Annotated in this window: 19 protein-coding genes; 2 read left to right on the top strand and 17 right to left on the bottom strand. The window is 41.3% G+C overall.

Annotated features, from left to right (window positions below; translation table 11 throughout):
- Positions 1–34 precede the first annotated feature (34 nt).
- The 14 genes from WC955_02910 to rodA all read right to left on the bottom strand — a co-directional run bounded on the left by WC955_02910 (position 35) and on the right by rodA (position 19790).
- Positions 35–997, bottom strand: coding sequence for a serine hydrolase (locus tag WC955_02910; GenBank protein ID MFA5857997.1), 963 nt, complete (start codon positions 995–997; stop codon positions 35–37).
- On the bottom strand, positions 994–1785 hold the full coding sequence (locus WC955_02905; GenBank protein ID MFA5857996.1) for a sugar phosphate isomerase/epimerase: 792 nt from the start codon (positions 1783–1785) through the stop codon (positions 994–996). The genes WC955_02910 and WC955_02905 overlap by 4 nt, the downstream gene beginning before the upstream one ends.
- A gap of 44 nt (positions 1786–1829) precedes the next feature.
- Positions 1830–2999: a DUF362 domain-containing protein gene (locus WC955_02900; protein MFA5857995.1), complete on the bottom strand. Its 1170-nt coding sequence runs from the start codon at positions 2997–2999 to the stop codon at positions 1830–1832.
- 29 nt (positions 3000–3028) lie between these two features.
- A complete protein-coding gene (locus WC955_02895) occupies positions 3029–3976 on the bottom strand; it encodes an aldo/keto reductase (GenBank protein MFA5857994.1) in 948 nt (315 codons plus the stop codon).
- Between the two features lie 30 nt (positions 3977–4006).
- Positions 4007–4804, bottom strand: a complete 798-nt coding sequence (locus tag WC955_02890; protein MFA5857993.1) for a sugar phosphate isomerase/epimerase family protein — start codon at positions 4802–4804, stop codon at positions 4007–4009.
- A 6-nt stretch (positions 4805–4810) separates the two neighbouring features.
- Complete coding sequence (locus WC955_02885; protein ID MFA5857992.1) at positions 4811–5959, bottom strand: sensor domain-containing diguanylate cyclase; 1149 nt, start codon at positions 5957–5959, stop codon at positions 4811–4813.
- Positions 5956–6339 (bottom strand): response regulator, encoded by a 384-nt coding sequence (locus WC955_02880; GenBank protein ID MFA5857991.1) that lies wholly within the window; start codon positions 6337–6339, stop codon positions 5956–5958. Before WC955_02880 ends, WC955_02885 begins: the two co-directional genes overlap by 4 nt.
- A 63-nt stretch (positions 6340–6402) precedes the next feature.
- Positions 6403–9123, bottom strand: coding sequence for a DEAD/DEAH box helicase family protein (locus tag WC955_02875; protein MFA5857990.1), 2721 nt, complete (start codon positions 9121–9123; stop codon positions 6403–6405).
- A 143-nt stretch (positions 9124–9266) separates the two neighbouring features.
- Positions 9267–10931 carry an RNA-binding domain-containing protein gene (locus WC955_02870; GenBank protein ID MFA5857989.1) on the bottom strand — a complete coding sequence of 555 codons (1665 nt, stop codon included), beginning with the start codon at positions 10929–10931 and terminating at the stop codon, positions 9267–9269.
- Between the two features lie 3 nt (positions 10932–10934).
- Positions 10935–13424: a site-specific DNA-methyltransferase gene (locus WC955_02865; GenBank protein ID MFA5857988.1), complete on the bottom strand. Its 2490-nt coding sequence runs from the start codon at positions 13422–13424 to the stop codon at positions 10935–10937.
- The gene (locus WC955_02860; protein MFA5857987.1) at positions 13421–13936 is read right to left on the bottom strand and encodes a DUF4760 domain-containing protein; all 516 of its coding nucleotides are present in this window, start codon (positions 13934–13936) and stop codon (positions 13421–13423) included. Before WC955_02860 ends, WC955_02865 begins: the two co-directional genes overlap by 4 nt.
- A 164-nt stretch (positions 13937–14100) precedes the next feature.
- Positions 14101–15963: a sensor histidine kinase gene (locus WC955_02855; GenBank protein MFA5857986.1), complete on the bottom strand. Its 1863-nt coding sequence runs from the start codon at positions 15961–15963 to the stop codon at positions 14101–14103.
- A 13-nt stretch (positions 15964–15976) separates the two neighbouring features.
- On the bottom strand, positions 15977–18457 hold the full coding sequence (locus WC955_02850) for a TIGR03960 family B12-binding radical SAM protein (protein MFA5857985.1): 2481 nt from the start codon (positions 18455–18457) through the stop codon (positions 15977–15979).
- Positions 18447–19790 (bottom strand): rod shape-determining protein RodA, encoded by a 1344-nt coding sequence (gene rodA, locus WC955_02845; GenBank protein MFA5857984.1) that lies wholly within the window; start codon positions 19788–19790, stop codon positions 18447–18449. Before rodA ends, WC955_02850 begins: the two co-directional genes overlap by 11 nt.
- Positions 19791–19944: 154 nt before the next feature.
- Between rodA and WC955_02840 the strand changes: the two genes are divergently transcribed.
- Positions 19945–21444, top strand: coding sequence for a right-handed parallel beta-helix repeat-containing protein (locus WC955_02840; protein MFA5857983.1), 1500 nt, complete (start codon positions 19945–19947; stop codon positions 21442–21444).
- A 51-nt stretch (positions 21445–21495) separates the two neighbouring features.
- A complete protein-coding gene (locus tag WC955_02835) occupies positions 21496–23166 on the top strand; it encodes a DUF2723 domain-containing protein (protein ID MFA5857982.1) in 1671 nt (556 codons plus the stop codon).
- Here the strand turns inward: WC955_02835 and mrdA are convergent.
- From mrdA to mreC, 3 genes are read right to left on the bottom strand one after another with little or no spacing between them, the layout of a single operon-like run.
- Positions 23163–24932 carry a penicillin-binding protein 2 gene (gene mrdA, locus WC955_02830; GenBank protein ID MFA5857981.1) on the bottom strand — a complete coding sequence of 590 codons (1770 nt, stop codon included), beginning with the start codon at positions 24930–24932 and terminating at the stop codon, positions 23163–23165. The genes WC955_02835 and mrdA overlap by 4 nt on opposite strands.
- A gap of 19 nt (positions 24933–24951) precedes the next feature.
- A complete protein-coding gene (gene mreD, locus WC955_02825) occupies positions 24952–25428 on the bottom strand; it encodes a rod shape-determining protein MreD (protein ID MFA5857980.1) in 477 nt (158 codons plus the stop codon).
- 7 nt (positions 25429–25435) lie between these two features.
- Positions 25436–26287 (bottom strand): rod shape-determining protein MreC, encoded by an 852-nt coding sequence (gene mreC / locus WC955_02820; GenBank protein MFA5857979.1) that lies wholly within the window; start codon positions 26285–26287, stop codon positions 25436–25438.
- Positions 26288–26319: the final 32 nt, after the last annotated feature.

Raw genomic sequence — 26319 nt, 5'->3', positions numbered from 1 at the left:
GCTGTACTTAAATCTTACCATAATAATTTTTCAATCAATTATCGCTTGACGTATAAAACGGCAGTTCGTACCCGTTATCATAATAATTAAACGCCACCCGTGCAAGTGTACCGATAAACCGTTTTGCGGTTTTATAATTATTAACTTTATTAAGTAACACAACAATAACAAAATCGCCACGGGGATGAAATATTATCCCGACATCATGGCATACCCCGCGGATAAGGCCGGTCTTATGCGCTACCGTCCATCCTTTTGGAAGCCCGCTGTTTAGCCGGTCATTAATATGCTGTTGTTTCATTAAGTCTATCATATACTCGCACGACAAAGCGCTGCTACATTGTTTACGATAAATTTTTTCCAGGATGATAACCATATCATTAGCCGTAGTATAATTTTCAATCCCGCGATTCCTCGCACGGAGGTCCATAATCCCGCGGACCATATTCGTATTATTCAACCCCAGTGACTTAAAATATTTTTCGAGATACTCAAACCCCAGTGTGCGGGTAAGCATTTGCGTAGCAGTATTATCACTCTGGGTAATCATCGCATGAAGAAGATAACTTACCGTATACTTACTCCCCACCCCGCTGTACTTTAACCGTCCTGACCCTCCAACGCGGTCAGAACGCTGTAACGTAATCAAACTCCCAATCTCCAACTGCCGGTCTTCAACTTTTTGGAGTACCGCCGCCATAATAGGTATTTTAACAATACTCGCACTGGGAATCAGGATATCAGCGTTATACTTGGCAGTATACCCTGTCTTAAGGTCTTTTAAAACAAACCCCACCTGCCCGTCAAAACGTTCGATCTTGCGTTCAAACTCATCCGCTAATGACTGCCAGCTATCCAGCGATAATACCGGTTCCTGTTCAGTTTCGGCAGCATTATTCGCGAAATTAACCGTGTGGATAGCAACCCCTGCAACCGTAGCGATTGCGAGAAAGGTTAACAATATTTTTTTTGGTACACTCGTGAGATCCGTTGTCACACTTTCAACTCTTTCTCCATCCTGCGCATAAACGCAACCGCGCGGGTAAGAGTTTCCACAGGGTTATCCCGCAATTCACGTTCGATAGTGTAATACCCGTTATACCCGTTTTCGTTGAGTAAAGCAATATACTTCGGGAAATCAACATTCCCCTCCCCGAGTTCCACTTCTTTCATCTTACCTTCAGGTGTCCGCACAGCATCCTTTGCGTGGGTATGCACAATATAATCCTTAAGAACTTCCACACCCTTAAAATGATCAAATCCTTTACCGGTAAGATTCGCAGGGTCATAGTTTATCTTTAACCCATTACCCCCGATTTTCTCAAATAGTTTACGCATAAGCGTAGTATCCTCCGGGCCGGTTTCCGCTGCGAAGTAACACCCGTGGTTCTCCGCATACGCACCAAGTTCCTTACATGCGGTAAACATTGACTTATACTGCGGCGTAGTTTCATCTTCCGTTAATAAACCGATATGCGTAGTAATAATATTTGTTTTAAGATCCACCGCAAGGTCAACCATTTGTTTTGACCTCATGATAAGCCACTCAATTTTCTCCGTATTTGTATAACCCCCGAGATCACCGCACAGCGCAGAGATTTCAAGGTTAAGGTTTTGCATGTAATGCAAAAAATCTTCCCGTGCGGTTTTAGTATTCAACTTCTCAGGGTCAAGCTCACCGCCGACATTCCGTAACTGCACGCCATCCGCGCCTAACTTCTTTGCGGTTTCCAGTGACTGTTTAAGCTCCATCCTCAATGAACTTGTGATAATACCTAATTTCATAATTACACCCTCTAACTCCTTTAATCTACTGAATCAACCTTATTTTACTTCTTTTTATTACTGTTAATTTTACCAAACGATTTTATTTTCAACAATACACGCGCAAATAATGTGTACTCCAAATCCACGGCTTTATACTTACACAACTCATGGCAGCACATACATGAAACACAAGTATTGAGGTTTATCTTAAGCTTCTTCCGGTTTTTTGTGATCGCATTTTTTGGACACCTCTTATAGCAGGTCATGCAGAGCACGCATTTTTTTGTATTAATCTTCATATGCATGCGGAACATACGCATTAACATTTTTTGTAACCACTTCGGCAGGTATGTCAGCAAAATACTCTGCACACTTTTTGTTGAAGGAAGAACAAACCCCGGGATCTTAGCGCTCTCCATAGTTTCCCCGACAATTTCAGGAGATATATTTACGCCTAACGACATATACGCTTTTTTCATGGGGTTAAGTTCATCCGGTACGCCCATAATCCGTGCAGTGACCTCATCAATCTCAAAAACACTACTCCCCGCGAGGATTAACCCGCATTCCCGCAGAATCCCGGCGGACGGACCATCGCCTTCCATCCCTATAATACCGTCAACAATAGTCAATACCGGCGGAATTTTGATTACGAGTTCAGATAATAATACACAAAACTCATCCGGGCTTGGGAGAAATCTATGATAATCCGACTTACGAACCCCGGGGATTACGCCATACATATTTTTTACCGCACAGGTAAACGTTGTCAACGCATGAGTTTTAAGTTTTGGCAATGAAATAACTTTATCAAACTCAAACACTGTGTTTGATACGTATAACTCCGGTAACCCGTTACTAAGCTTGAACTCACGCACACCGGAAGTTTCAAGTTTAACAAGTTCAACACCTTCCTCCTGCGCGAGTTTCAGCATCCCGGTATCACCCCATACTTTATCAACACTATCCGAAGTCCCGCCGTAACTATCCCCGAGTGATACCACACCGCCCGCTGTTTTTACGAGGCGGATAACCGCGCGGATAAATTCAGGGTGGGTAGTAATACCTTTCTCTGGAACCGCAGCCATCAGGAGGTTGGGTTTAAGTAAAACTTTCTCCCCGGATTTAACAAACGCATCGATCCCACCAACGAGGCCAACACTATGTTTTACCGCATCAAACAAAACGTTCTGGGAATATGTACTGCACTTAACGATTGATACTTTAGACATACAACATTACTCTCAATACTTATTTTTTCTTACACCACACGGATTGCAAGTTCGGGACACACCCCGCCGCAGTACCCGCATATGAGACACTTTTCTTTCTCAACCACAGCTTTTTTATCGACCAGGGTAATCGCGAAATTCGGGCATGTTTCCACACACTTCCCGCAGCCTTTACAAAACCCGAGAACGATAACATGTTTCCCTGTTGTCCTGATCTTATCCTTTTCAGTACTGGGTATTTTGCCGGTAGTGATATACTCAGCATTCACTGCCACTTCCTGTTCAGTAACCATCCCGATTGCCATTGAATCAACAATCTCATTTTTTACAATATAATCAATTGATTCCGAATAATTATCCAGAAGGTTACCCCCGGCAAAAACTTTCATTGCATAAACGCCTTTACCATTACCCCTGGCAATTTTTATGGAGTTAACCATATCCTCTGCGGTACCGCTAATGATCCCGAGGCCTTTATAGTTTATAAGCGGATGTATAACTTCGATATCCGGATGCACTGCCGCCTGGTTAATACTAACCACAGAATGCGATGATAAACCGATATGCTTAATTTTCCCCGCAGTTTTATACTCTTTTAATACCGCAAGTGTTTCTTTAAACCGTACAAAAGGATCTTCTGCACGCGCACTATGCAGAAGTACAATATCTAGATAGTCAAGTTCCATATCATTCAACGCTTTCTCAACCCCATCCTTAACTTCCCCTGCGGCAGTAAGGCCGAACTTTGTGGCAATAATCAGTTTATTATCCCACCCGCGTTTCGCTTCACGTATATACTCGTATGTGCGGTAAGTATGCGCGGTATCCACAAAATTAACCCCGAGCTCAAACGCTTTACGCAAAACTTTAGCACCCTCAGGGATTGAAATATTACTCTCCAACGGGCCCATAGGCAGCGTACCAAAACATAACGTGCTTACCCTTAACCCAGTGTTCCCTAAAACTGCCATCTTCATATTATTCTCACTCCCCTTTTGTTAATAAATTTACCACCAAAGGTTATACATTGCTTTGGTTACACTCACAAGTTCGGTTAACGGGTCAAGTTTATCCGACGGGATATAGTCAAGTGTTACGTACCCGGTATACCCATTTTTTTGTAATTGATCAAACACGTGTTTAATATTTAAATGCCCATACCCCGGGGATTGGTAGTTTGAGTCTGACAGATATATTTGTGAAAGCATACTACCCAAGGTGGTAAACGGATCACTAAAATTTGGTTCCTCAATATTCATGTGGAACACATGTGTTGCTATACGTAAGCCCGGATGATCGACACGGTTAACATAATACACCGCTTCGTTCACATTACGCACTAGATGAGTTTCATAACGGTTCATTGGCTGTAACAACACGCGGGTACCTTGTTTCCACGCGTACTCCGCAAGCGTGGATAACAACAGTGTCAGCATCTCTTCTTCCACCTGCAACTGCCCTTTGAGAGGATGAAGATCCGGCAACCGTGCAGCACCGTAGATCGGTACCACCACAACACCAGCAGCATTAAGTTTTCCCGCGTAATCCAATAATTTTTTGATATCACCCACCGCGAGGTTACGTTGTTCAGGATTGTCATCTAGCAAACACCCGCGGTAACCTGTCCGGATAGCAGAGATTCTTACGGGTGAAATTTTCATTACCTCCACGAGGGTATCATACTTCCTAGCAAGATCGTTACCGTCAAGATCAATAGCATCAATTTTATTGGTATCAAGAACCTCAAACTTTTTTTCGTAACTATCCCCCGGGATAAGGTGTTCACAAACTGATAGTTTTAACATATAAATTTACTTTTTTGTATCCCCTATTTTATCGTATACAGTATAACGATTCCGCCCCTGTTGTTTTGAATAATACAACGCAGCATCCGCACGGCGGATAAGTTCGTCTTTATCAATTACATCCTTTTGCGATGGAATAAGGCTTGATATCCCCAGCGATATTTGCGCCTTAACTTTATCAGACCCGGCCTCCACAACATTATCCTCAACAGTTTTCCTTAACCGTTCAGCAACGTATACAGCATCATCAATATCTGTCTCCGTGAGGACAACTGCGAACTCCTCCCCGCCATACCGCGCAGCGATATCCGAACTCCGCAGCGTTGCAGTAATAGCTTTTGAAACACTTACCAATACAAGATCCCCAACCTGGTGGCCGTAGGTATCGTTTAAGACTTTAAATTTATCGATATCCAGCATAATCAGAGTCAACGGCATATTGTACCGTTTTGCGCGGTCAACCTCCTGGGATAACCGCATCTGGAAGTACCGGTGGATATACAGTTTTGTAAGCCCATCGGTGATTGCGAGGTTATACAATTGCGCGTTAGTAATTGCCACAGCGGCCTGGCTTGCGAGGATAGACAACAACTTCGCGTCATTACGGATAAACGGTTCACCCGTGATCTTGGAATCAAGGTTTATTACACCAATAACCTTACCTTTAAATATCAGCGGTAAAGCTAACAATGATTCAACCGGGCGCGGGTTCGTTGTACCGTCGATATATTCTTTGTATAACACCCTATCCCTGCTTGTATCATCGATAAGCATTGTTTTCCCGGTGGACGCCGCGATCCCGGCAATACCTTCCCCTAGTTTTGGGCGTACATACTCAATCGCCCGGGAGGATAACCCAAGGCTTGCTTTTATCTCAAGCACACCCGTTGCTTCGTCTAATAACATTAATGACGCTTTATTAACCTTCCCCGCACGTGCAAATGCGTCAATTATCTTCGGGAGCAACCGTTCGATATCAAGTACCGACGTTATCTCCACCCCGAGTTCATTGATAAGTTTTAGATCCTCATCCTTTTGCTTAACCGCATGTTCTAGCGAGTTAACATGTTTCCGCACCTTGATATACCCTGAAATGGTTAATACAAGTAACGGAACTGTAACAAAAAACATGAAAAAGGTTAGTACTTCAATCACAACTTTTTATTTTTCTCCCCGCACAACTTCTCTATCTTCGCAACTAACCGGTCAATCTGGAACGGTTTTGTAACATAATTATCCGCACCTAATGAGAACGTAGTTTCAATATCCTTAATCAAATTTTTGCTGGTAAGCATTATAATCCCAACTTTTTGGAGGTCCGGCATACTTTTAACTACCTTCAACACTTCACAGCCATCAGCTTTCGGCATCATAATATCAAGGATCAAAACATCAGGTTTTATTTCAATCGCTTTTTTTATAGCTTGAGCGCCATCCCGCGCGATAGTAACATCATAACCATATCCTTCCAATGCAATCTTCAAAAGATCAGAAATGTTTTGGTCATCATCCGCTACTAAAACTTTTTTTGCCATACTATCTTTTTGCCTTTATCACAGTTATTTCATTTTCAATTCTATTTAATCCTATATATTCCGTCAACCTTGCATTTGGTTTATAATATCAAACAATTCTTTCGGATCCTCTAAAACAGCGAATCGCCATGTCCCAAAATCGCCATGCAAATTTACAGCTTTTATCCACTCTTTTGCCGATTGCCATTTTGCTTTGTCTTTATCAACAATTTGCCCCTTAACTTCAAGAATCAAATATTGATTATTCTCAAATTTCAAAACAAAATCCGGGAAATATGTTTTTGTTTGTCCTTCCCACAAATAGTAAATTTCAAAACCGATATGTTTATCATTCTTAAACCAAGAGGTCAGTTTAGGAATTCTGTTACGTTCAAACTCAAACCCTACTTTTTCCCAACCGCTGTCAATTACAATATGGCTAATTTGACTTTTTTGAATGGGTTGCGTTGGCTTACTGGTATACCAGATGAAAGAAGTTGCGGTACTTCGTATCGGCCTTACTGGATCTAAAACTATCATTGGATCTTCTTTACTTGAGCTTCTGATAAACGCAGCAATATGATTTACAATTCTCTGAGCGTTTAACGATATTAATATATTCCTGAGTTTTTCGGTACCGTAGAACAATGGCAGTTTTACGTCAAGCCTATCAGATTCTATGAATTTATCAAATATTTGAATAACTTGGCCTATATGGCTGCCCGCGTCGCCAGGCCAGGTTTTTCCAAATTGTTCGTTCAACCTCGCTGCAGCTTGAAATTTAATTGTTTGCATTCTTGACTGAGTGGAAAGCCGGTCTAAATCTATTTCAGACAACTGATCATACTTTGGTTTTCCATCAATTACCGGCGCGACTTCTACAATCGTTGGAGTATCATCCGGTGATAAAGTAAGTTTTTCTAGTTTATCCCACTCTAAATCTAAGTAATAACTTAACTTGTGTTCTACACGTAAAACATGCGGCCATTTTATTTCCATTTCCTTACGTTCTGCAATCGGCCCAATCTTAGTCTTTGGTTTCTCTTGCCGCGGAACGCCGCTTTCCTGCTCCGCCGGCAAAAATGTAAATGGTACGCCAAATACGGTTACATACTCAGGATCATAAAACTTTGTCTCCTCATTAATTTCGTATGAAATACGGCGTAACCCGCGGCCGATCACTTGTTCGCACAAAAGCTGACTGGTAAACGCGCGTAAACCGAGTATGTGAGTAACAGTCCGCGCATCCCATCCTTCGGATAACATGTTAACACCTATAACACACCGCACCTTCTCTCCAGGACGGCCTTTTTTCCCAACAGTATTAAACTTTTCGCGTTGTTCTTCAACCAGTTGCCTACCTGTCTTGCCGACTATTTCTTCATTAGCTTCAAGTTTATCCAAAGCTTCCTGATCTATCCTGAGCAAACAATTACGGTCCCCAAGTTCTTCAACTGCAGAATACCCATTTTCCAACGAATATTCTATACGCGCAGCTGTTTCAGTCCTATTACAAATAATTATCATTACGGGCGGTGTTTCACGAGGCGGATTTTGTTGTTCCCAACTTTCTTTTTCTTTCGACCAATCCGCTCCGAGAATATTAACTGCGTTTTTTACCAAGTCCGGCAACCCTTCATGCGGTTCCGCGCGACGGTTGAGATCCTCCCTTACCGAAGGATAGATATGAAAAAGTTTTGATTTTATATCAGGCCCCATAGTTGAATCATCCCGTACCGCTACTTTTGGAGTTTTTACCAAACCGCTTTCAATAGCATCATTCAACCCGAAATCGCTTACAATCCAGGTAAACAATTGTTCTGTTTGATTATTTTTTCCAGTAGGCTTAAAAGGTGTGGCGGTTAAATCATAAGCTTTCAATACGCCCTTAAACTTATTTATTCTATCAATACCTTCTACCCAGATTGTAGCTTTCTCTTTTTCTTCTTTATCCTCTTCATCTTCCGACGGGCGATGACAATGATGCGCTTCATCATTTATGACTAAAATGTTTTTATCGGTAAAGTCCGGAATTACTCTCCGGCAAAACGCTTCGTCGCTCTCCGGCCCTTTTTTAACAACTTTAGGGCCAGAATTTTCATCTATCGGCGCTAACGTATGCCAGTTGGTCACCACAATTTTTGCCTGTAATAATTCCTGCCACATTGATGAATCGATAATATTGAAAGATTGATAAAAATTATAATTGTCTTGCGGATACAATACTTGCAGCCTGTCTTTTACAGTTAACCCCGGCGCGATTACTAAAATGTTTTTTGAAAACCTGGGATCTTTGGGATACGCAAGTTTATTCAATGCTTGCCATGTGATTAACATTGCCATCACTACAGTTTTACCGGTACCTGTAGCAAGTTTTAAACACTGCCGTTCCCATAAACTCCCATCATTGACAATCTCTATCCCCTGTTTCTCTGCAGGGCTTGCTTCTGTGAGCCAAATTGCGGTTTCTATAGCTTCAAGCTGACACCAAAAAAAAGGTTGTTCTCTATTTGTGCTGTCATTCCAGTAGTCCAACAACTTTTTCGTTATCCCCGTAACATTAGGATATCCTTCTTCTCTCCACTTTTGTATTCTGGGACGAAGTTTGTTGACCAGTTCAATTTTGACAAACTCGCCTGGATCGTCGAAATTAGTTGCTGAACGCAAAGACGCGCGCCAGTAGCCCGACTGACGGCGGCCGGCTTTTAACTCAAACTCCTGACTTTCCCTAATATACAGCCAGTGTTTCTTTGGTTCTTCGAACGGGCTATTGATTATTAACCGGTCAATCGTTTTGTTACTCATTTATTCCTCAAATATTACTAGTTTTATTACTAAAACTTGACTATCTACAAATATCTATTTTAAAAATATTTGTTATTTATCAAGTGAAATATACAATCTTATTACTAACTTATTACTAAAACACTGTCTTTTTATTACTAAATTCACAATAAAACCCACTTAGGACACTTATTCGTACCGCTATTCTTTATTGAACGATTCTTTTTTGACATCTCATACATAAGATTACGTATTCTGTTTCTTTTTTGCTTTTCATTCAAAACATCAGATAATTTATCCAATAATAAATTATCAATATCTTTTCTTGTAGCACTGCTAAATTTTTCTATAAACGCTATTATCATCTTCTTGTAATGTTCTTTATCAAACGCACGATTTTTGATATAGCCTGCTTTATCCCCTGCGGTCGATGCAAGCTGTGAGGTCAAGTATATATTAGGAGATCTTCCTTCTACCAACTTTTGTGTTCTAAGATAACGTATGGCATCAGTACTCACCTTTTCTTTTTTCTGGACTCGGTCAATTAGCATTATGGTACTAAGATTCAAGTCTGTACGCTTCATCAAAAGCTTAGTATAGTTTTCATCCATTATTTTACCATATATTTTTACAGTCACTTCGTCGGCTCGATTTAATATGTACGTTGGTAACGGGAAATACCGTTCGCGTTGTTTTAGGAACATTTTCTTTATTCCCCCGCCGACTGTATCTATCATATTCAAATCTGCCATCGCTGTGGCAAGCAAATGGTTGCGATAAAACTTTTGTGGTGCGTCTTGCTCAATTACATTTTCTATGCTGCCCGGTAAAAAACTACCTGAATTAGTAAAAATGAGTTGCTCCGGTAATTCTACAACTACTATTCTTGACCGCAGTTCATAATTTTGATGTGCTATACAATTATGCAGAGCTTCACGTATTACATACGTTTCATACTGCATAGTTTCCATTGGAAACAGGGTTTGATTCGGTATATAGCGGTATTTCAGATTCCGTATTTTTGTTAATACCTCGTCTGTATTAAGTATAAATGGTGGACCGAAATGCTCATAATCTTTCTCAATATTATTGTCATCCTTAAGTATCCAACTTATTCTTGCTATACCGGGAGAAATATGATTTTCTGCTTCTGGTTTACCTAATAGAATAATTGCCGCCCGTGTCAACTTGTCATTAATAGACAATCGCGTTTTATTCAAAAACGTTTCATCGCTCCACTTATCAACTTCCTGAGCCAGTCTCATATGTGTTTTCTTGTATTCTTCTCTAGCTTTTAATAATGCTTTTGATTCCAAATCTGATAATGATGCAGATGAACAAATTTGCTCCGACCAATCGTGCTTGTTTTGAATGCGTATACCATCGAGTTCGCTCAAACTCAATGGAGCCAATGACTCTCCTTCACGTCCATAATAATGCCCGCACCACGCTATTGGTATTCCTCGCGGAGCAGGCGGGATCTTGAACATCACTACCCGTCCTTCTGTTAATGGTAACTCATAAATATCAGCAAATGATATTCGTCCTGTAGTTTTATCGGCAACTTCTTTTTTCAGGGCATCAAGAGTATATTTTCCTGAACGCCGGTAATTTGTACCACAAACTTTTCGTGTTTTATCAACAACTCCAAAAACTAACCAACCGCATTGCTGATGATTCAAATTGGCTTCATTACATATTGCTGAAAAGTATTTACCCAGTTTGTCAAAATCATAATCTGTTTTTGCTTCCTTAAACTCGACCCATTCTTTCTCTTTTGAAAACTTCAGCAATTCATTGAATAGTTTTATTAATGCATCAATATCCATTGGTCACCCCAGTTTTTTCACGACAAACGATTCTATCCCGCGAAGGTCCACGATTTTCACTGCGATTTTGTTATTCTCACCCGCAGTGAACGGTAAAGACTCAACTCCGGTAAACTTTTCAAGCAACTCTTCGTTCACTTCACCGTTCAACGCTTTTGCCAGCCGGGTCCATCCGCGTTTTGCGTCGGCTTCCGGGAAAAACACTTGCGCCGGATATAAGCTCCGGTCGTCATAATCTGTGTCGAGAAACCACATCGCAATATGCTTGTTATCTTTCGACTCAATCTCTCCGGAGAGCGGGTTGTAGTAATCAAACCCGTTCACCCGGACTTTATATTTCTTGTCTTTGAGTTTAATGACTTCTATATCAGGTTGGCCGATGAGCCAGTAACTTTGGTTTGACGACCGGTTTTTTCTTAAATCTTTTGTTAACAAATCCACGCTCATCTGCGTTTTGAGTACCGCAATACCCGAAGATGCCATTTCGTCGATATCCTTCGCAGCTTCCGGATCAAAATGGAATGCTGAAAAGATAATAATGTCTGGCTTTTCTTTTAGCCCGTGCGCTTCACGAAAAGCATTTTCCACCTGCCGTTGTTCCAACGGGCCGTAGTCCGGGCCAAAACTTAGATACACTTTCTTTGTAACACTGTTACCTTCAACAACCTCGCCCACTGCATGGATATACGTTGTTCCTATCATTGGTTCTACACGGGAAAACTTTATTATTTTATTGCCTACCGTACGTATGCCAGTGGAACGCAGTTCGTCAAGATAGTCATTATACTTTGCGGTTTCGCCGGTACGCGCATACTGTTCGTTCGTTAATTCCGCTTTTGGCATTTTTCCGTCGATAGGTTTTACGTTCGGCGTCTTCAAACATGGGACAGCTTCAACAGTAAACGGGCCGGTCACCCGAACTTTACCACTAACTATATATGGTTGGTCATACAACGTCTCTTGCTTTGCCGGTTCATCATTTGCGATTGAGCTTAAAGTAACATGTGGAACGGTTTTGTACCGAAAGCCACTTTTTACTCCTTCTTTTGGATACGCGAGTTCATAGTAATCGTACTTCGTGGTCATTAATCTTTGTTTGGCAAGGGTAATAGCCACACGAGAGGTGTCGCAGGTTATCCAACGACGTCCCCATTGCTCGGCAACAAACGCGGTTGTTCCGGAACCGCAGGTGGGGTCGAATACAAGATCGCCGGGGTCGGTCGTCAAAAGTATACAACGTTGTATAACTTTTTCATTTGTTTGAACGACATAGACCATATTTGATGCTCCGCCTAAATCGTTCCACACATTTGTAAAATTCTTTACAGGAAAATCACTAAGCTTTCTTAGATATTGCAAACTTGTTCCTTTTAATAATCTTCCTTGTTGATTAAGCTTGTTTAGTCCTTCAAAAGATGTTTTCCAATGATTTTTGTTCCCAGGAAAATACTTCTTGCCTTCAAATTCAATTTCAATTGTTGTTGTAGGTCTGAAACCATCTGATGTAATTGGATCACCACGCACCACTAATTCTGAATTAAAATCGTCTGGTATATTGTTGACCAATTTCCCATGTAATAAATATTTAAAACCATCGGAGTGCAAATCTTCTATAGTTCTATTCTCGAATAACTTACGCAATTTAACTTTCTTTTTGTCTTTGGAATACCAAACCAAATAATCATTTATTGGATCAACTGTACCACTTTCTTTACTCCCTGTTTTTGTAAAAACAATTGTTACTACAAAATTATTCTGTCCAAAGATCTCATCCATCAAATTTCTAACGCGATGCACATTTTCATCACTGATTTGTACAAAACACGACCCGCTTTCATGCAACATTTCTTTGGCAAGAAACAACCGTTCCCGCAAGTATGTCAGATAGCTGTGTATCCCAAGTTCCCACGTATCGCGGAACGCCTGTATCATCTCTGGTTCTGCGGGAATATCCCCGTCATTCCCATCCCGGACATCGTGTTTGTTAACAAACGGCTGGAAGTTTGAGTTATATTTGACTCCATACGGTGGATCAAAAAATACCATTTGCACTTTCCCCGCCATTCCTTCCTTTTTCAACAAGCTATTCATCACGAGCAACGAATCCCCGGCAATCAAGCGGTTCGACCAATCCTGTTCGTGCTTATAAAAATCAATCGCGCGGTTAAGCGGCGGGTTGTTCCCCGGAGATTCAAACAATGAAGGTTGAGCATACTCTTTTTCTTTCGGTTTAAGAAATGCCTGAATAATTCTTTGCGAATCAATCCGTTCGTGTATATGAAGGCTAACATTTTGTACTTCAAAACTTGAATTTTCCTTTTTCCCAGCCCAACTGAGGTACGGGTCGATATGCGGGTCATGTTCGTACCGCGTCCGACCAGTGAGCTTATCCGTCTCGGAAGATACCAACCCTACCGGCGGATTGTTTACCCGTTTCTTATCTTCGTGATAATACGATACTACGTCCAACTTTTTCTGTTTCTTCGCTTTCATTTTTGTCGCCCATCCTTTTTCTCGCCACGTTTGATTTTATTGTACAGATATTCAAAGTTCTCATATATTTTATTATTTGTAGCCCTTTTACGTTCAATTTCCACTATTTTTTTGAGTACATCATATCGCCGTACAATAATCTCGCTAAAATAGTCTTTAACCAGTTTCCCATTAAGATATCCATTTTTATACAAAATCCCTAACGATTCCCAGTAATTACACTCATCATAAAACATCTGTTTGTGTTCAGCGGTAACATAATCATGAGTCGGGATTGAATTTATTGATTCGTAATACCATTGCTTTTCCGTGATTTCAACAGTCAAAGTATGATTCTCATAAAACTTATTGTACTCTTTCACTTTTTCAACAAAAAGATTTACTTTTTGTGATTTTTTGTTAAAACAATATGTAGCAACACTACCCGCAACTGCACCGATAATTGCGGAGATAAAAGGTATCCAAATATTCATAGTTGGTGCAAAAATATTTTGATACTTAAATTCACACATAAGCTTTTCCTTAATTTACAGAATATTATACAAAATACTTACTAAACATCTCTATTAGTTACGAATGATAGCATTATTTAGCGAGGGATAGCGGATGCAAGCGGAATTTAATTCCGACGCAACGTCGGAATTCTGGAGCGCGCACCGCTATCCCTCGCATTTAATCACTTCTGAACTTCGATATCCTTTTGATTATCCTTAGTCAACGGTATGGAGAACATAAACTCACTACCTTTTTTTTCTACGGACTCCACCCAGATCCGTCCCCCATGCGCTTCAACCGCCATCTTACAGAAGGTAAGCCCGAGCCCAACCCCGCCCGCGAGTTTCAGTTCTTTACGTTTAACCTGTGTGAACTTATCAAAGATACGATCCTTCCACCCTGCGGGGATACCTTCCCCGGTATCATGCACACCCATCCAGATTTCATTATTTTCCTTAACATACCTCGCGGTAAAGATTATCTCATCCCCAACTTTTGTATACTTATACGCGTTGATTAAAAGATTACGCACAACACGCGTGATTAACTTCCGGCTGCCATAGACAAGCGGCAAATTTTCTTCTACTGACGCGTAAAACGCTTTTTCTTCCTGCTTAGCCAGCAATTCATTCTCATCAAATACCGTACGCAACGCATCTGCTAATACAAACTCTTCCTTCTCAATCTCAAGCTTACCCTCATCCATTTTCCCAACGTCAAGCAAGTCCTCCACGAGTTCAAGCATTACACGTGAACTACGCCCGGAGATGTTTAATACTTTCCTCTGCCCTTCAGATAACTCGCCACCCATTGTACCGTCAAGCAACATCTCAATCCCGCTGAGGATACTGGTTAACGGATTCTTAAGGTCATGCACAATCATGTGGTTGAGGTCACTCCGCAGTTTCTCAGAGTTTTCCAGTGATTCCGCCATTTGGTTAAACGAATCCGCTAACGCATTAATCTCGTCACCTGTATTAATAACAATCCTGTGTTCGAGATTACCCTTAGCCAAAACTTCTGTCCCTTTCTGTAGTTCAACCAGCGGCGTAGTTATTTGTTTGATAAACACACGGATTATCAGAAGCATAACAATAATCGCGATAAACGTTACCACGCATACCCGCAGGATCATATCATTAGTTGTGCGGTTAACATCATCCGCATCAACTTCGGAGACTAACAACCACTTAATCCCGGCAACATTATCTACGGTTGCCAAAACCTTTTTATTATCCTCATTAACAAACGTACCGTATAGCGTACTTTTTATGCCGGTACCCACAACTCTTTGCACTAACTGCGTGACATAGGGCACCGCAAGGCCGGAATTCACGACTTTGGGATTAGGATGAATAAACACTTTTCCCTGCTGTGTAACAAAAAACACTTTACGTTTTTCGGTACTAAACAAATCCTCTACGAGTTTTGATAAATACCGCATCTCAACAATAGCGACAATAACGCCAACCCTGTTTTTCATGGGTACTGACAGTATCACATACCATTCCCGTGTATCCGGCATAAACATTTCATAAACCACGCTTAGCCCGGTCTTCAATGGCTGGAGATACACACGGTTTTCAAATAATTTGTTTAAATCAACTTGTGTTGCTCTGGGGTTAACCACCTGCGCTTGTTCCACACCAAAACTTGAATACATCACTAACCCGGTGATAACACTATTCTCTCCGGTAAACGTAACCGTTTTCCTCAAAACTTCCAATGGCTTAGTTTTCGGGTTTTGTAATCTCTGATCCCGCGCGGTTAAGAGTACCAACTCCTTTACGCGCCCTAACCGGCTGATCATACGGTCATTCACGAGTTTAACGCTTACCTTCTGGACATCATACACTGCTTTTCTTAACGCTGCACGGCTGATGGTGATAGTAACCGCCGCAAGGATTACAGCAAATACCGTGGTAGCTAACACAAATAATGACGCGAGCTTTGCCCCAAGCCCATTCCTGCGCCCGCGGTTAACCACACGCTGTTGTGGTGGCACAACTTTTTCTTCCGTTACATTAACCTTACTATCTTCCATCAATCCTTCTTATTTAGGGTTCAATCTTAGCTCCGCCGGGTAACATATTCCACAGATTTTCCCTTACAAGATTAGCTTCTATCCCCGCTATACTGGCATACGACAATATTTCCTTAAATACCGCGCCGGTACCTATGAAACCCTGCCCTACACCGGTATAAAGCTGTACTACGCTGTTAGACTCCTCAATTTTTTCAATACCAAACTTACGGTTATTATCATTCAGTGCGTTGTACTCCTGCCTATGTTTTTCTACTATCCCCTCAACCACTGTTCTGCTACATGATGTTGTATAAAGCCCGTAGTTAACAAAACTTTCTAATGACGGTAAAACAAACGGTATGTCCTTAACATCAATAACCGCGTATCCGGATGGCGAACAATTAATTAAATTTTCACGTACCCGCAGTATATCCATCCCTGAAGTCAGGTATAAATCAAAATACTCGGCATTACTCCCGCATCCGAGAGTTAACGGCGTACCAAACGAGATTTTTGCATGCGGTTTATATCCCAGGGTATATGCTACGGGTAAACCCGCGCGTTTTACCGCCCGGCGGATAGCTTCTATTTGTTCGAGATGAGACAAATACTTTGCGCAGCCATAACGCTTAAGCCGTACCCTCACGCGTTTTATAGGGTCAGGTTTTTCAATAAAAACAACTTCATTTCGTAACCCCTGCCGTTGTTCCTGAACCACTGATTCAGGAGTAACTTTTTCTTCTTCTACTTCAACAGCCTGATTGTCAATCGCACGGAGATACCCTTTTTTCAGCTGCTCAACAACATTAACATCTCCTACGTGCTGCCACGGTAACCGTTCGTCAGTACTATGCTCACGTAAATATTTATCTTTACTAATCCCGGCAGTACTAAACGCCGCCTCCCACGCGGGGTACTGATCAATATTTTCCGGGAAGTACATCTCAGTATTATTCAACACCTTCCACGCATGATAGATAACCGCTGATAACTTTCTATCCCCCCTGGCGAGTACACATTCAAGTTCAGCAAGTTCAACAAAATTACCGGAAACTTTTGCGCGTAAACACTTCTTTAAATACTGCCGTTTCTCCAGGAGTTCATCCTTCCCCTGCTGCCGTGCGTATTGCAATACCGCCCATGGCTTTGGTGAGAACGGCGAGAGTGTAACACTAAAATTCATACGTGAATACTTCCGGGATAAATTGTTTACCAAAGACACCACATTATCAATATCTTCCATAGTCTCTGTTGGTAAACCATACATAAAATATAGTTTCACCTTTTTCCAGCCGTAAGAATACAAAGTTGCAATCGCGCGGTCTAGTTTGTCAGGTTTAAACAACTTATTAACCACACGCCCCATCCGCGGTGTAGCAACTTCCGGCGCAAACGTTATTGTTGTCGGCGGGTATTTCACCAATTCCTCCGCTAAAGCTGCGGTGAATGTATCATATCGCAATGAGGGCAAGCCAAGTTCTACGCGTTCCATCTCAGGTTTTGCGTGTAAACCCGCTAAAACATTTTTTATCTTAGAATAATCCCCGGAGGATAATGACATCAATGATACTTCGTTGTACCCCGTATTTTTTAAACCCTCACTTGCAATCTCCAACACTTTTTCTTCTGAACGCTCACGGTAATCCCCGTAGATATATCGTGCCTGACAAAACGCGCAGTTCCACCGGCATCCGCGGGCAAGTTCAACGCTATACCTGTTATGCACAGTTTCTGTGAACGGTACAATAGGTTTCGCAGGATATGCTGCAGTATCAAGGCTTGAAACTCTGCGCGGGGTAATTACCGCGGGAACAGCAGTGTTTACCGGCACTACATCCTCCACTACACCTTCCGTTGAATATTTAACATCGTATAATGCTGGGACATACACCCCGCCAATCCCCGCGAGTTTAGAAAACATTGCGGTTCTGTCAAACAGACCATTCCCGGCAACGCTATTTTTTATGGATTTAACGCAGTCAATAATATCATTAACCGCATCTTCCCCGTCGCCAATACAGTATGCATCAACAAAATCAGCTGTGGGTTCAGGATTTGTTGTGGCACACGGCCCGCCGGCAATGATCAACGGGCTGTTACTCTCACGTTTATTTGAATACACCTCAATCCCGCCAAGCTCAAGGATTTCCAGTACTTTCGGGTATGTCAATTCGTATTGTAAAGTAAATCCTATAATATCAAACTTTGAAAGTTCAGTATTTGTTTCTAACGACGCTAGCTTCAACCCCTGTGATTTCAGGAGTTGAACATAATCCCCCGCAGGAAGATATACGCGCTCCGCGTAGACATCTTCCCTTGAGTTCAAGATGTTATAGAGTATCATTAACCCAAGATTCGACGCTCCAACTTCGTAAACATCGGGATAACACAAGCATACACGCACACGGTTTTCTAAATCCCGGGGGATAGGTTTACTGTTAAACTCATGATTAATATACCTCGAAGGCCGTTGTGTTTGGTAAAGAAAAGCCGGATATTTATCAGTACCCATACTGCCTCAACTGTATGGATATCAACAACCCTAACGCCATATATGCTCCGACAAGCGCGGAACCGCCGTAACTAATAAACGGTAAGTATACACCGATAACCGGCATAATACCCATAGTCATCCCGAGGTTGGCAAAAAAATAGAATGAAAACATGCATAATAATCCCATAGATACGTATTGCCCATACCTATCCCGCGCATCACGAATAATAAGCACAATACGAAAGAGTAATATACTGATCAGTACTACAACCATAATACTTCCAAGAAAACCAAGTTCCTCGCCCATAACCGAAAATATGAAATCAGTTCGTTGCGCGGGAACAAACCCTAACCGCCCCTGAGTACTGTTGAACAATCCTTTACCTATAACCCTGCCGGAACCAATTGCGATTTTTGACTGTATAATATTATACCCTGCACCTAACGGGTCAAGTGCCGGATTGATAAACGATATCAACCTTAACCGTTGATAATCCTTTAAAGCTACTCTAACAAAAAATGACGCTCCCACTGAAAGTAAGATCAAAAGATAAATAAACACAAACCGTTGCCACGAAAAACGTACACTTAAAAAATCAAGTAATTGTTTTATTAGCACAAGTAATGCGAATATCAGTACAAGCATTAACACCGCAGGCCAGAACTGGTGAAGTGACGCGTAGACAAACTTCAGTATCCAGCTTTTTGCCACTAACGATTTCTGCAACATAAGCCAGCAGTCGAATAATGGTATGACCATACTGGTAGAAACAAAAAAAAGTACAGTAAAAATCTTGCCAGTTGGAACACCCGCAAAAAACAACATTCCCAGATAAATCGGGAAAAATACAACTGACGATGAAAAGTCTGGCTGTAGTAATAACAAAAAGGTCAGTACTCCCATTAAAAACCCTGTAACCAACACAGTGGCCCACTCCTGAATTTCTTCAGTTTTTCTGCGGTCAAGATAAGATGCCAGTATTAGTATAAACAACAACTTAACGAGTTCTACCGGCTGAAAATAAAAAGTACCAAAACTTAACCAACCACGGGTACCGTTGAATGTACGCCCGAAGAAAAGTACGAATACAAGTAATCCTATACTGATAATATACATTAACACGCCGTATGAACGAAAAATTGAGTACGGCAAAAGCGCTAGTACGAAGAATACAGCAATTCCTATCCCCAGCGCAGAGAGTTGTTTTATAAGATATACATCGGCGTTTGAATCAAACAACGTTGCGGAACGTATCAACACTATCCCCAACACCGTGAGTATCACCGCGCTGATAATAAGTATTATATCAATCTTGTTAAAAAGACTCTTAAACCCAAACTCATTGCTCATATATTTATTTATCGTCGTTATTTTATAGTATACAAAATAAACCCCGTGTTTTTTCATACCAACGATAAACGTAATTATGTATAATATTTTTGTCGTATTGTATTAACACGAATTTTGGGTGATTGCGCGAATATGATTATTGGAGGAATACTGGATGAAATTCGACTTGAGAAATGTTATTGTTAACACACTTTTTGCGGTTACACTATTTGTTTATTACCCATCACCTATTACAGCAGTACCGTTTTTGTTGAACTATACAGGAACATTATCAGACAATACTATACCTGTTAGTGACGGGCTATATACTCTGAAATTTGCGTTATACAAAAGCTCAACAGCAGTAACGGCTTTATGGTCTGAGACACAGAATATTTTACTCAACAACGGAATATTTTCTGCGGTATTAGGTTCTATAGAACCCTTCCCAAAAACAATAAATAATTATGACAACCTGTACTTAGGGATAAAACTTGAATCTGACCCTGAATTTATCCCGCGGCACAGGGTAGTGAGTAATATGTTTGCAATAAAATCAGAATATGCTGCCACAAGTTCCAGCGCAATTTATGCGGTTAGTTCCGGCAGCGCGGGATACACACAATCTTCAGCCTACGCAATGATATCTTCGCAAACAGTTAACAGTGAATACCTGCACGGATACCCGTACACACATTTCTTAACAACTACGACTTTAATCCCGAGGAGTACGGACAGTACTTTTAACACTATAACTACAGGCAGTATTAACAACATCATCATGATTGACGGAACTACATACCCGCGTAGTTCAGCCGGGATAATACAAGCATTGAACTCACTCCCCTCAACCGGCGGTACAATACTTTTATCTCCCGGAACATATCCTGTTTCAGAAAGTATAACAATAACAAAATCCAACCTAACCCTTACCGGGTGCGGTAATGCTGTAATACTAAAACCTTCCAATAACTTAAACGCACCGGTTATACAAACCTCTAACACAAACGGGGCAGTACAAAGAATTATTATCTCAAACATTTCAGTTGATGGTAACAGAACTGAACAATCAACTGAATGCCACGGGGTGTATATCAAAGACGCTGTTGAGATCACCCTCCGTGATTGCGTAATAACCAACTGTTTTGGCTATGGCATTTTTATTGAATCTTCTGAACACTGCAAAGTAACAAATGTGTTTTGTAATAACAACTCTTGGGCGGGTATATGCTTATTACGGTCAAACAACAATATTTTAGCACATAACAACTGCCGCCAAAACGGTATAGGTATCTATACTATGCACTGCCAGCACACCGTGATATCATCAAACAATCTGTCATTAAACACGCAGTACGGTATAAGTATCTACGGCGGCGGGTATTGCGGAATCACAAATAATTCACTTCTTAATGATTCACAGGAAAGTGATAATTATTATACAGAACTCTTCCTCTGGGGCGATGGCGAAGGATCTGATGCATGCTACTGCGTGGTCAGCGGTAATACGGTAAGTTGTACCGCCAATACCCGCGCGAAGTATGGTATTGCCGAAAGTACAACGGCTAATAACCACAATATTTTTACTAACAATATAATCACCGGCGCGAGGTCAGGACAGTTACAGAAAATAGGAGTCAACAGTATTGATAACAACAACGTAAAACTCGATTAATTTCATCCGTGCTTTGGTATCCGCACACAATTATTATCAAGGAGATAAATTGTGGGACATACTATTTGGGATACCATACTCTACGCTGTATTGACAACACTGTTTTTGTTGTATATTCACTCGGCATATCCGTTAACCGCCCCGCGTGACTCCGCTGAGTACGCCAGTACGGTACCAACACTCAGCATCCCTCACCAACCCGGGTATCCGTTGTACACAATCACCGCAAATATATTTCAGTTACTACACCTTGCAACCCCATCCTTCTGCGTGACAGTATTTTCATCAATATGCACGGTACTAACTTGTTTTTTATTATATAGAACAATGTTAATACTGAATATCCTCCCGATACTAAGAATCCTTGCGGTAATTCTTTACGGGTTTAACCCACTGATTTACCTGCAATCAACTATCGCAGGGCCGTTTATGCTTAACGCATTGTTTTTATCAGTGTTTATATATTTAACAATCAATACATTAGTTCGTAATAATGCGTATATAGCCTCTTATTTATTTGGCTTATCCCTGTGTAACCATCAAACAATACTGTTAATATTACCTTTAGTGTATTATCTCCTCAAAAAGAAGAAAGTCCATACGGGTTCAACACTATTCTTTTTCCTTTGCGGTTTAACCCCCTATCTTTTCCTTATAGTGCGTTCAGCAGCACAGCCAGTAGTGGATACCGGTGATACAGAAAGTTTATCTAACCTATTTTCTGCTCTCTTTAGAACAGATTTTGGTACGTTGCGGTTACATCATGAAAGTTATGGCAATACTTCATCAATAGCTGCCCGTTTTCACACAACGCTGTGTCATATACGTGACTGGACACAAAAAACCGGGTGGTTAACAATTATATTCTCTATACCCGGAATGATTAAGTTTTCACGACGGATACCCAGCCTATGGAAATACATATTTGCAAGTATCCTTTTTTCCGGGCCGGGGTTAATTATTTTGGCAAGTATGCCGATAACTTCTGAATCCACAGAAATCATGCAACGGTTTTACGTTCTACCGTTTACTCTGATGATAATACCGGCTATTACAGGAATGGATTGGATACTACGCGCTAAAAATACGCTGGTACAGAGTCTCACAATTCTATTTTTTGCCATACTATGCTTTAACTGTTTTGTTCATATCCAACACTGCTTCCAGTTTTATAATAACAGGCATAACTATGTTACGCCTGACTTTATGCATAACATCTTCATCACCATAGAACCAAACAACCTTCTTTTTCTTGATGCGGATAACCCAATATTTCTTTCAAGATATTGCCAGCTGATAACAAAAAAACGTGTTGATACTACGGTGATTGAAAACATACCGTTCCCGTGGTATATAGAACTTATGAAGAAACGGTATCCTACCCTTTGTTTCTCCGCTGTTAAACTAAACAGCTTAACACCCAGCGTATTTTTTGAAAATATTGTAGATGATAATATCGGGAATTATCAATTTTATACTAATACTTCTTTAGGAAGCAAGTATGATAATTATCTTACGCCATCAGGTCTTTTGTTAAGATTACAACCCAGCGGCAGGTTAATGATGTACACATCCGGAGTGTATTCATCAGTTATAATGTCTAACCTCTATGTTTACCGTTCCCCGCCGGGAATAGGATGGTATACACAATATTTTGACCGTGAGATTATCGGGGATTACGTTATTGCCTGGGAAAATGTACAACTATCAACTAAATATTAATGTGCCTCAACCTTAACTTCACTTTTTTTTCTGTTAACCAGCATCTCCTGAATAATTGCCTGTGCAACCGGCGCGGCAACACTACCCCCGTGCCCGCCATGTTCCATAAAAACCGACAATGCAATCTCCGGATTTTCAGCCGGCGCGTATGCTACAAACCATGCGTGGTCATTCCCCTGCGGGTTCTGCGCGGTACCTGTTTTCCCTGCAACTGTAACACCGGGAACCGCTGCTCCAGCGCCGGTACCGTAAGACACTACGCGTTGAAGTGTTGCATCCATGATTTTCCAGGTGTTCGGGTCCATATCATTACTCACAATCTTTCTTGGAGACGACTTCCATAACACCTGCCCGTTTTGGTCCTGTATTTTATTCACCACACGCGGTTGAAATAAGCTCCCGCGGGTAGCAGTTGTTGCAGCCAGGCACGCTAATCCAATAGGCGTGGTAAGAACATACCCCTGCCCGATTGCTACATTCACCGTATCACCGTCATACCAATCATCCCGATACCTGCGTTTTTTCCAGTTACGTCCCGGGATAAACCCCGTAGCTTCCCCAGGCAGGTCAATCTCAGTATATTTATCAAGCCCGTATTTATGCCCATACTTCTCGATTGAATCAATCCCCACTCTTAATCCAAGCTGATAAAAATATACGTCACACGATTCCGCAAGGCCGCGTGTAAAATCAACCCATCCATGGCCTTCAGGTTTCCAGCATTTAAACACTTTGCCTTCACGCCCGAGAATAAACCTACCCTGGCATAGTACAGCTTTCTGCGGGTCAACCTTATGCTCATCCAATGCAGCGCTGGCAGTAACAATTTTGAATACCGAACCCGGCGGATACCGTCCCTGTAACGCACGGTTGAACAACGGCAATCCTACACTTGACAGTAATGCATCACGTTTAAAAGTGTCAGTCGAAATACTTACAAACATATTAGGATCATAACCAGGAGAGGATAACATAGCAAGTACTTCGCCATTTCTCGGGTCAAGAACCACGCAGGCGCCTCGTGTTTTCTCAAACGCTTTTTCTATTATATTCTGAAGTTTTAGATCAAGAAATAAATGTACATCATTCCCGGGTATACATGAAATCTTGCGGATAACTCTTAACTGGTTACCTTTAGCATCAATCTCAATCTGTACACCTCCGTCTTCCCCGCGTATGTATGGTTCATATATACGCTCCACCCCGCTTTTCCCGATAAAACTACCCACACGATACCCGGCATACTGCGGGCTAGCAAATTCCGACCGGTTAATCTCGCCAAGGTATCCAATCATATGACAGGCTGTAGATCCATAGGGATATAACCGTTTGAACTCCATCCCTAAGTTAATTCCCGGTAACCTATACTTGTTTTCTTCCAACCAAAACATTTGCTGACGTGAGATACCGTCAATAATTCTAATAACCGCGGGCTTGGACTTACTATATATTTTTAACTTACTTCTTGATATTTTGATTTTTAATATTTCTTCCAGGGTATCCAGAGTATCATCAATTCCCTGTTTTGTCATACCTTCCGGAGAAAAATATACAACGTAAGTTGAAACATTATCCGCTACGCAGAGATGAGAACGGTCATAAATATTACCCCGTGGTGCGGTTTCAAAATATACCCGGGTACGGTTTTGTTCCGATATTTTCAGGAGTTTATTTCCCTGCACTACCTGCAGATCGAAAAGCTTGAAGGTAAGGATAAATATTAATAACGCAACAAAATATGAAATCGCGCTTAATCTTTTCTCCATCAGTACAAAATATATTTCTTTACAATTTCCATAGTTTATACCACGAGTTAAGCAACATAAACAGTGGTACCGCAACAATACCGTTAATAATAATTACCACCAATCCCACCCAATGGAATACTACCTGCCCAAACCATGGTAACGTGTTTTGCAACACAAAAAATATGATGAAGTATAACGCCGAAATTGCCATTGTGATAACTGCCTGGGCAAACGAGCTTTCCTGATTTACAAATAATGTTATGCGGTTACTGATAAACCCTAGAAGCGTTAATACAAACGCCTGTGTCCCAAACCGTCCTGTGGAAAAACTATCACTCAGAATTCCCAAAAAAAACCCGCCGGTTACGCTGCTGCGTGAACTACGAAACAACGCAAAGTAAATTGTTAATAGCAAGAAAAAATCTGGCGAGTATTCCGCGAATATTTGCCGTGAAAACAGCTGCGTTGTTAAACACAAAATGCCAGTGATAAAATAAAAAAATATGCCAATCATCAAATAATTACCGTAGGTTGAGTATAATCACATTATGCAGTGAAGACAGTTTTGCATATGGACGTACAAATGCGTTGGTTAACGAATTTTTTTCTTTTCTCTCAATCCTCACAACTTCACCTACGGGAATTCCCGGAGGAAAGCTACTACTACTCCTAGAAGTGACCATTGTATCGCCGGGCTGAACCTGAGAATCAGTATTAAGATACCGCAGGTATAACAAATGATTATTTGCCCCGGCAATAACACCGTCGTCACTGGTACGGGGGCAACTTGTAACCACAGCAGACAGCGTATCACTGATTAACAATATCCTGCTTTTTTTTCCCATTACCTCAATCACCTGACCGACAAGGTTTTTATTAGTATCCAAAACAGGCGCACCGACACTCAAGCCAGCATCCTTCCCACGGTCTACATAAATACTCTGGAACCATGTTTGCGGGTCACGCATTATCACCCGTGCGGCAGTAAAACTGAACCCGTTTACATCAGACAGGTTCAACATTTTCCTTAAACTAGCATTATCGCGTTCAAGCTCGCGTAACTGCTGTTCTCTTAGTTGATAGGTATCAACCAGTTTGTGCAGGTAACGGTTCTCCTGTTTCGCAAAGAACACATCGATTACCCCATCCCCAACCGATATTATACTTATATACATCTGTGTCAACGCCGAAGGTACCGGAGATACTACTGAATACACAAAATACTTAAACTTCTCAACTGACTGGCGGGGAGAGATTATTATCAGGAATAGCGAGATAACCAAAAAAATCAGGCATAACCAACCCGAATATTTAGTATGTTCCTGTTCATTAAAACGAGCATTGTTTGTAGTATACGTCAATGGTTTATCCATTTTTCTTGTCAATACCGAAAAAACGTGGTATT

The organism is Elusimicrobiota bacterium (assembly GCA_041658405.1).
Lineage (GTDB): Bacteria > Elusimicrobiota > UBA5214 > JBBAAG01 > JBBAAG01 > JBBAAG01.
The sequence above is the reverse complement of the archived record's forward strand: the minus strand, read 5'-3'. Positions and strand labels throughout refer to the sequence as shown.

Excerpts from the sequence above, each read along its gene's own strand:
- WC955_02905 (MFA5857996.1), bottom strand. The coding sequence starts at position 1,785 with ATGAAATTAGGTATTATCACAAGTTCATTGAGGATGGAGCTTAAACAG.
- WC955_02900 (MFA5857995.1), bottom strand. The coding sequence starts at position 2,999 with ATGTCTAAAGTATCAATCGTTAAGTGCAGTACATATTCCCAGAACGTT.
- WC955_02895 (MFA5857994.1), bottom strand. The coding sequence starts at position 3,976 with ATGAAGATGGCAGTTTTAGGGAACACTGGGTTAAGGGTAAGCACGTTA.
- WC955_02890 (MFA5857993.1), bottom strand. The coding sequence starts at position 4,804 with ATGTTAAAACTATCAGTTTGTGAACACCTTATCCCGGGGGATAGTTAC.
- WC955_02880 (MFA5857991.1), bottom strand. The coding sequence starts at position 6,339 with ATGGCAAAAAAAGTTTTAGTAGCGGATGATGACCAAAACATTTCTGAT.
- WC955_02875 (MFA5857990.1), bottom strand. The coding sequence starts at position 9,123 with ATGAGTAACAAAACGATTGACCGGTTAATAATCAATAGCCCGTTCGAA.
- WC955_02870 (MFA5857989.1), bottom strand. The coding sequence starts at position 10,931 with ATGGATATTGATGCATTAATAAAACTATTCAATGAATTGCTGAAGTTT.
- WC955_02865 (MFA5857988.1), bottom strand. The coding sequence starts at position 13,424 with ATGAAAGCGAAGAAACAGAAAAAGTTGGACGTAGTATCGTATTATCAC.
- WC955_02860 (MFA5857987.1), bottom strand. The coding sequence starts at position 13,936 with ATGTGTGAATTTAAGTATCAAAATATTTTTGCACCAACTATGAATATT.
- WC955_02855 (MFA5857986.1), bottom strand. The coding sequence starts at position 15,963 with ATGGAAGATAGTAAGGTTAATGTAACGGAAGAAAAAGTTGTGCCACCA.
- WC955_02850 (MFA5857985.1), bottom strand. The coding sequence starts at position 18,457 with ATGGGTACTGATAAATATCCGGCTTTTCTTTACCAAACACAACGGCCT.
- rodA (MFA5857984.1), bottom strand. The coding sequence starts at position 19,790 with ATGAGCAATGAGTTTGGGTTTAAGAGTCTTTTTAACAAGATTGATATA.
- WC955_02840 (MFA5857983.1), top strand. The coding sequence starts at position 19,945 with ATGAAATTCGACTTGAGAAATGTTATTGTTAACACACTTTTTGCGGTT.
- mrdA (MFA5857981.1), bottom strand. The coding sequence starts at position 24,932 with ATGGAGAAAAGATTAAGCGCGATTTCATATTTTGTTGCGTTATTAATA.
- mreD (MFA5857980.1), bottom strand. The coding sequence starts at position 25,428 with ATGATTGGCATATTTTTTTATTTTATCACTGGCATTTTGTGTTTAACA.
- mreC (MFA5857979.1), bottom strand. The coding sequence starts at position 26,287 with ATGGATAAACCATTGACGTATACTACAAACAATGCTCGTTTTAATGAA.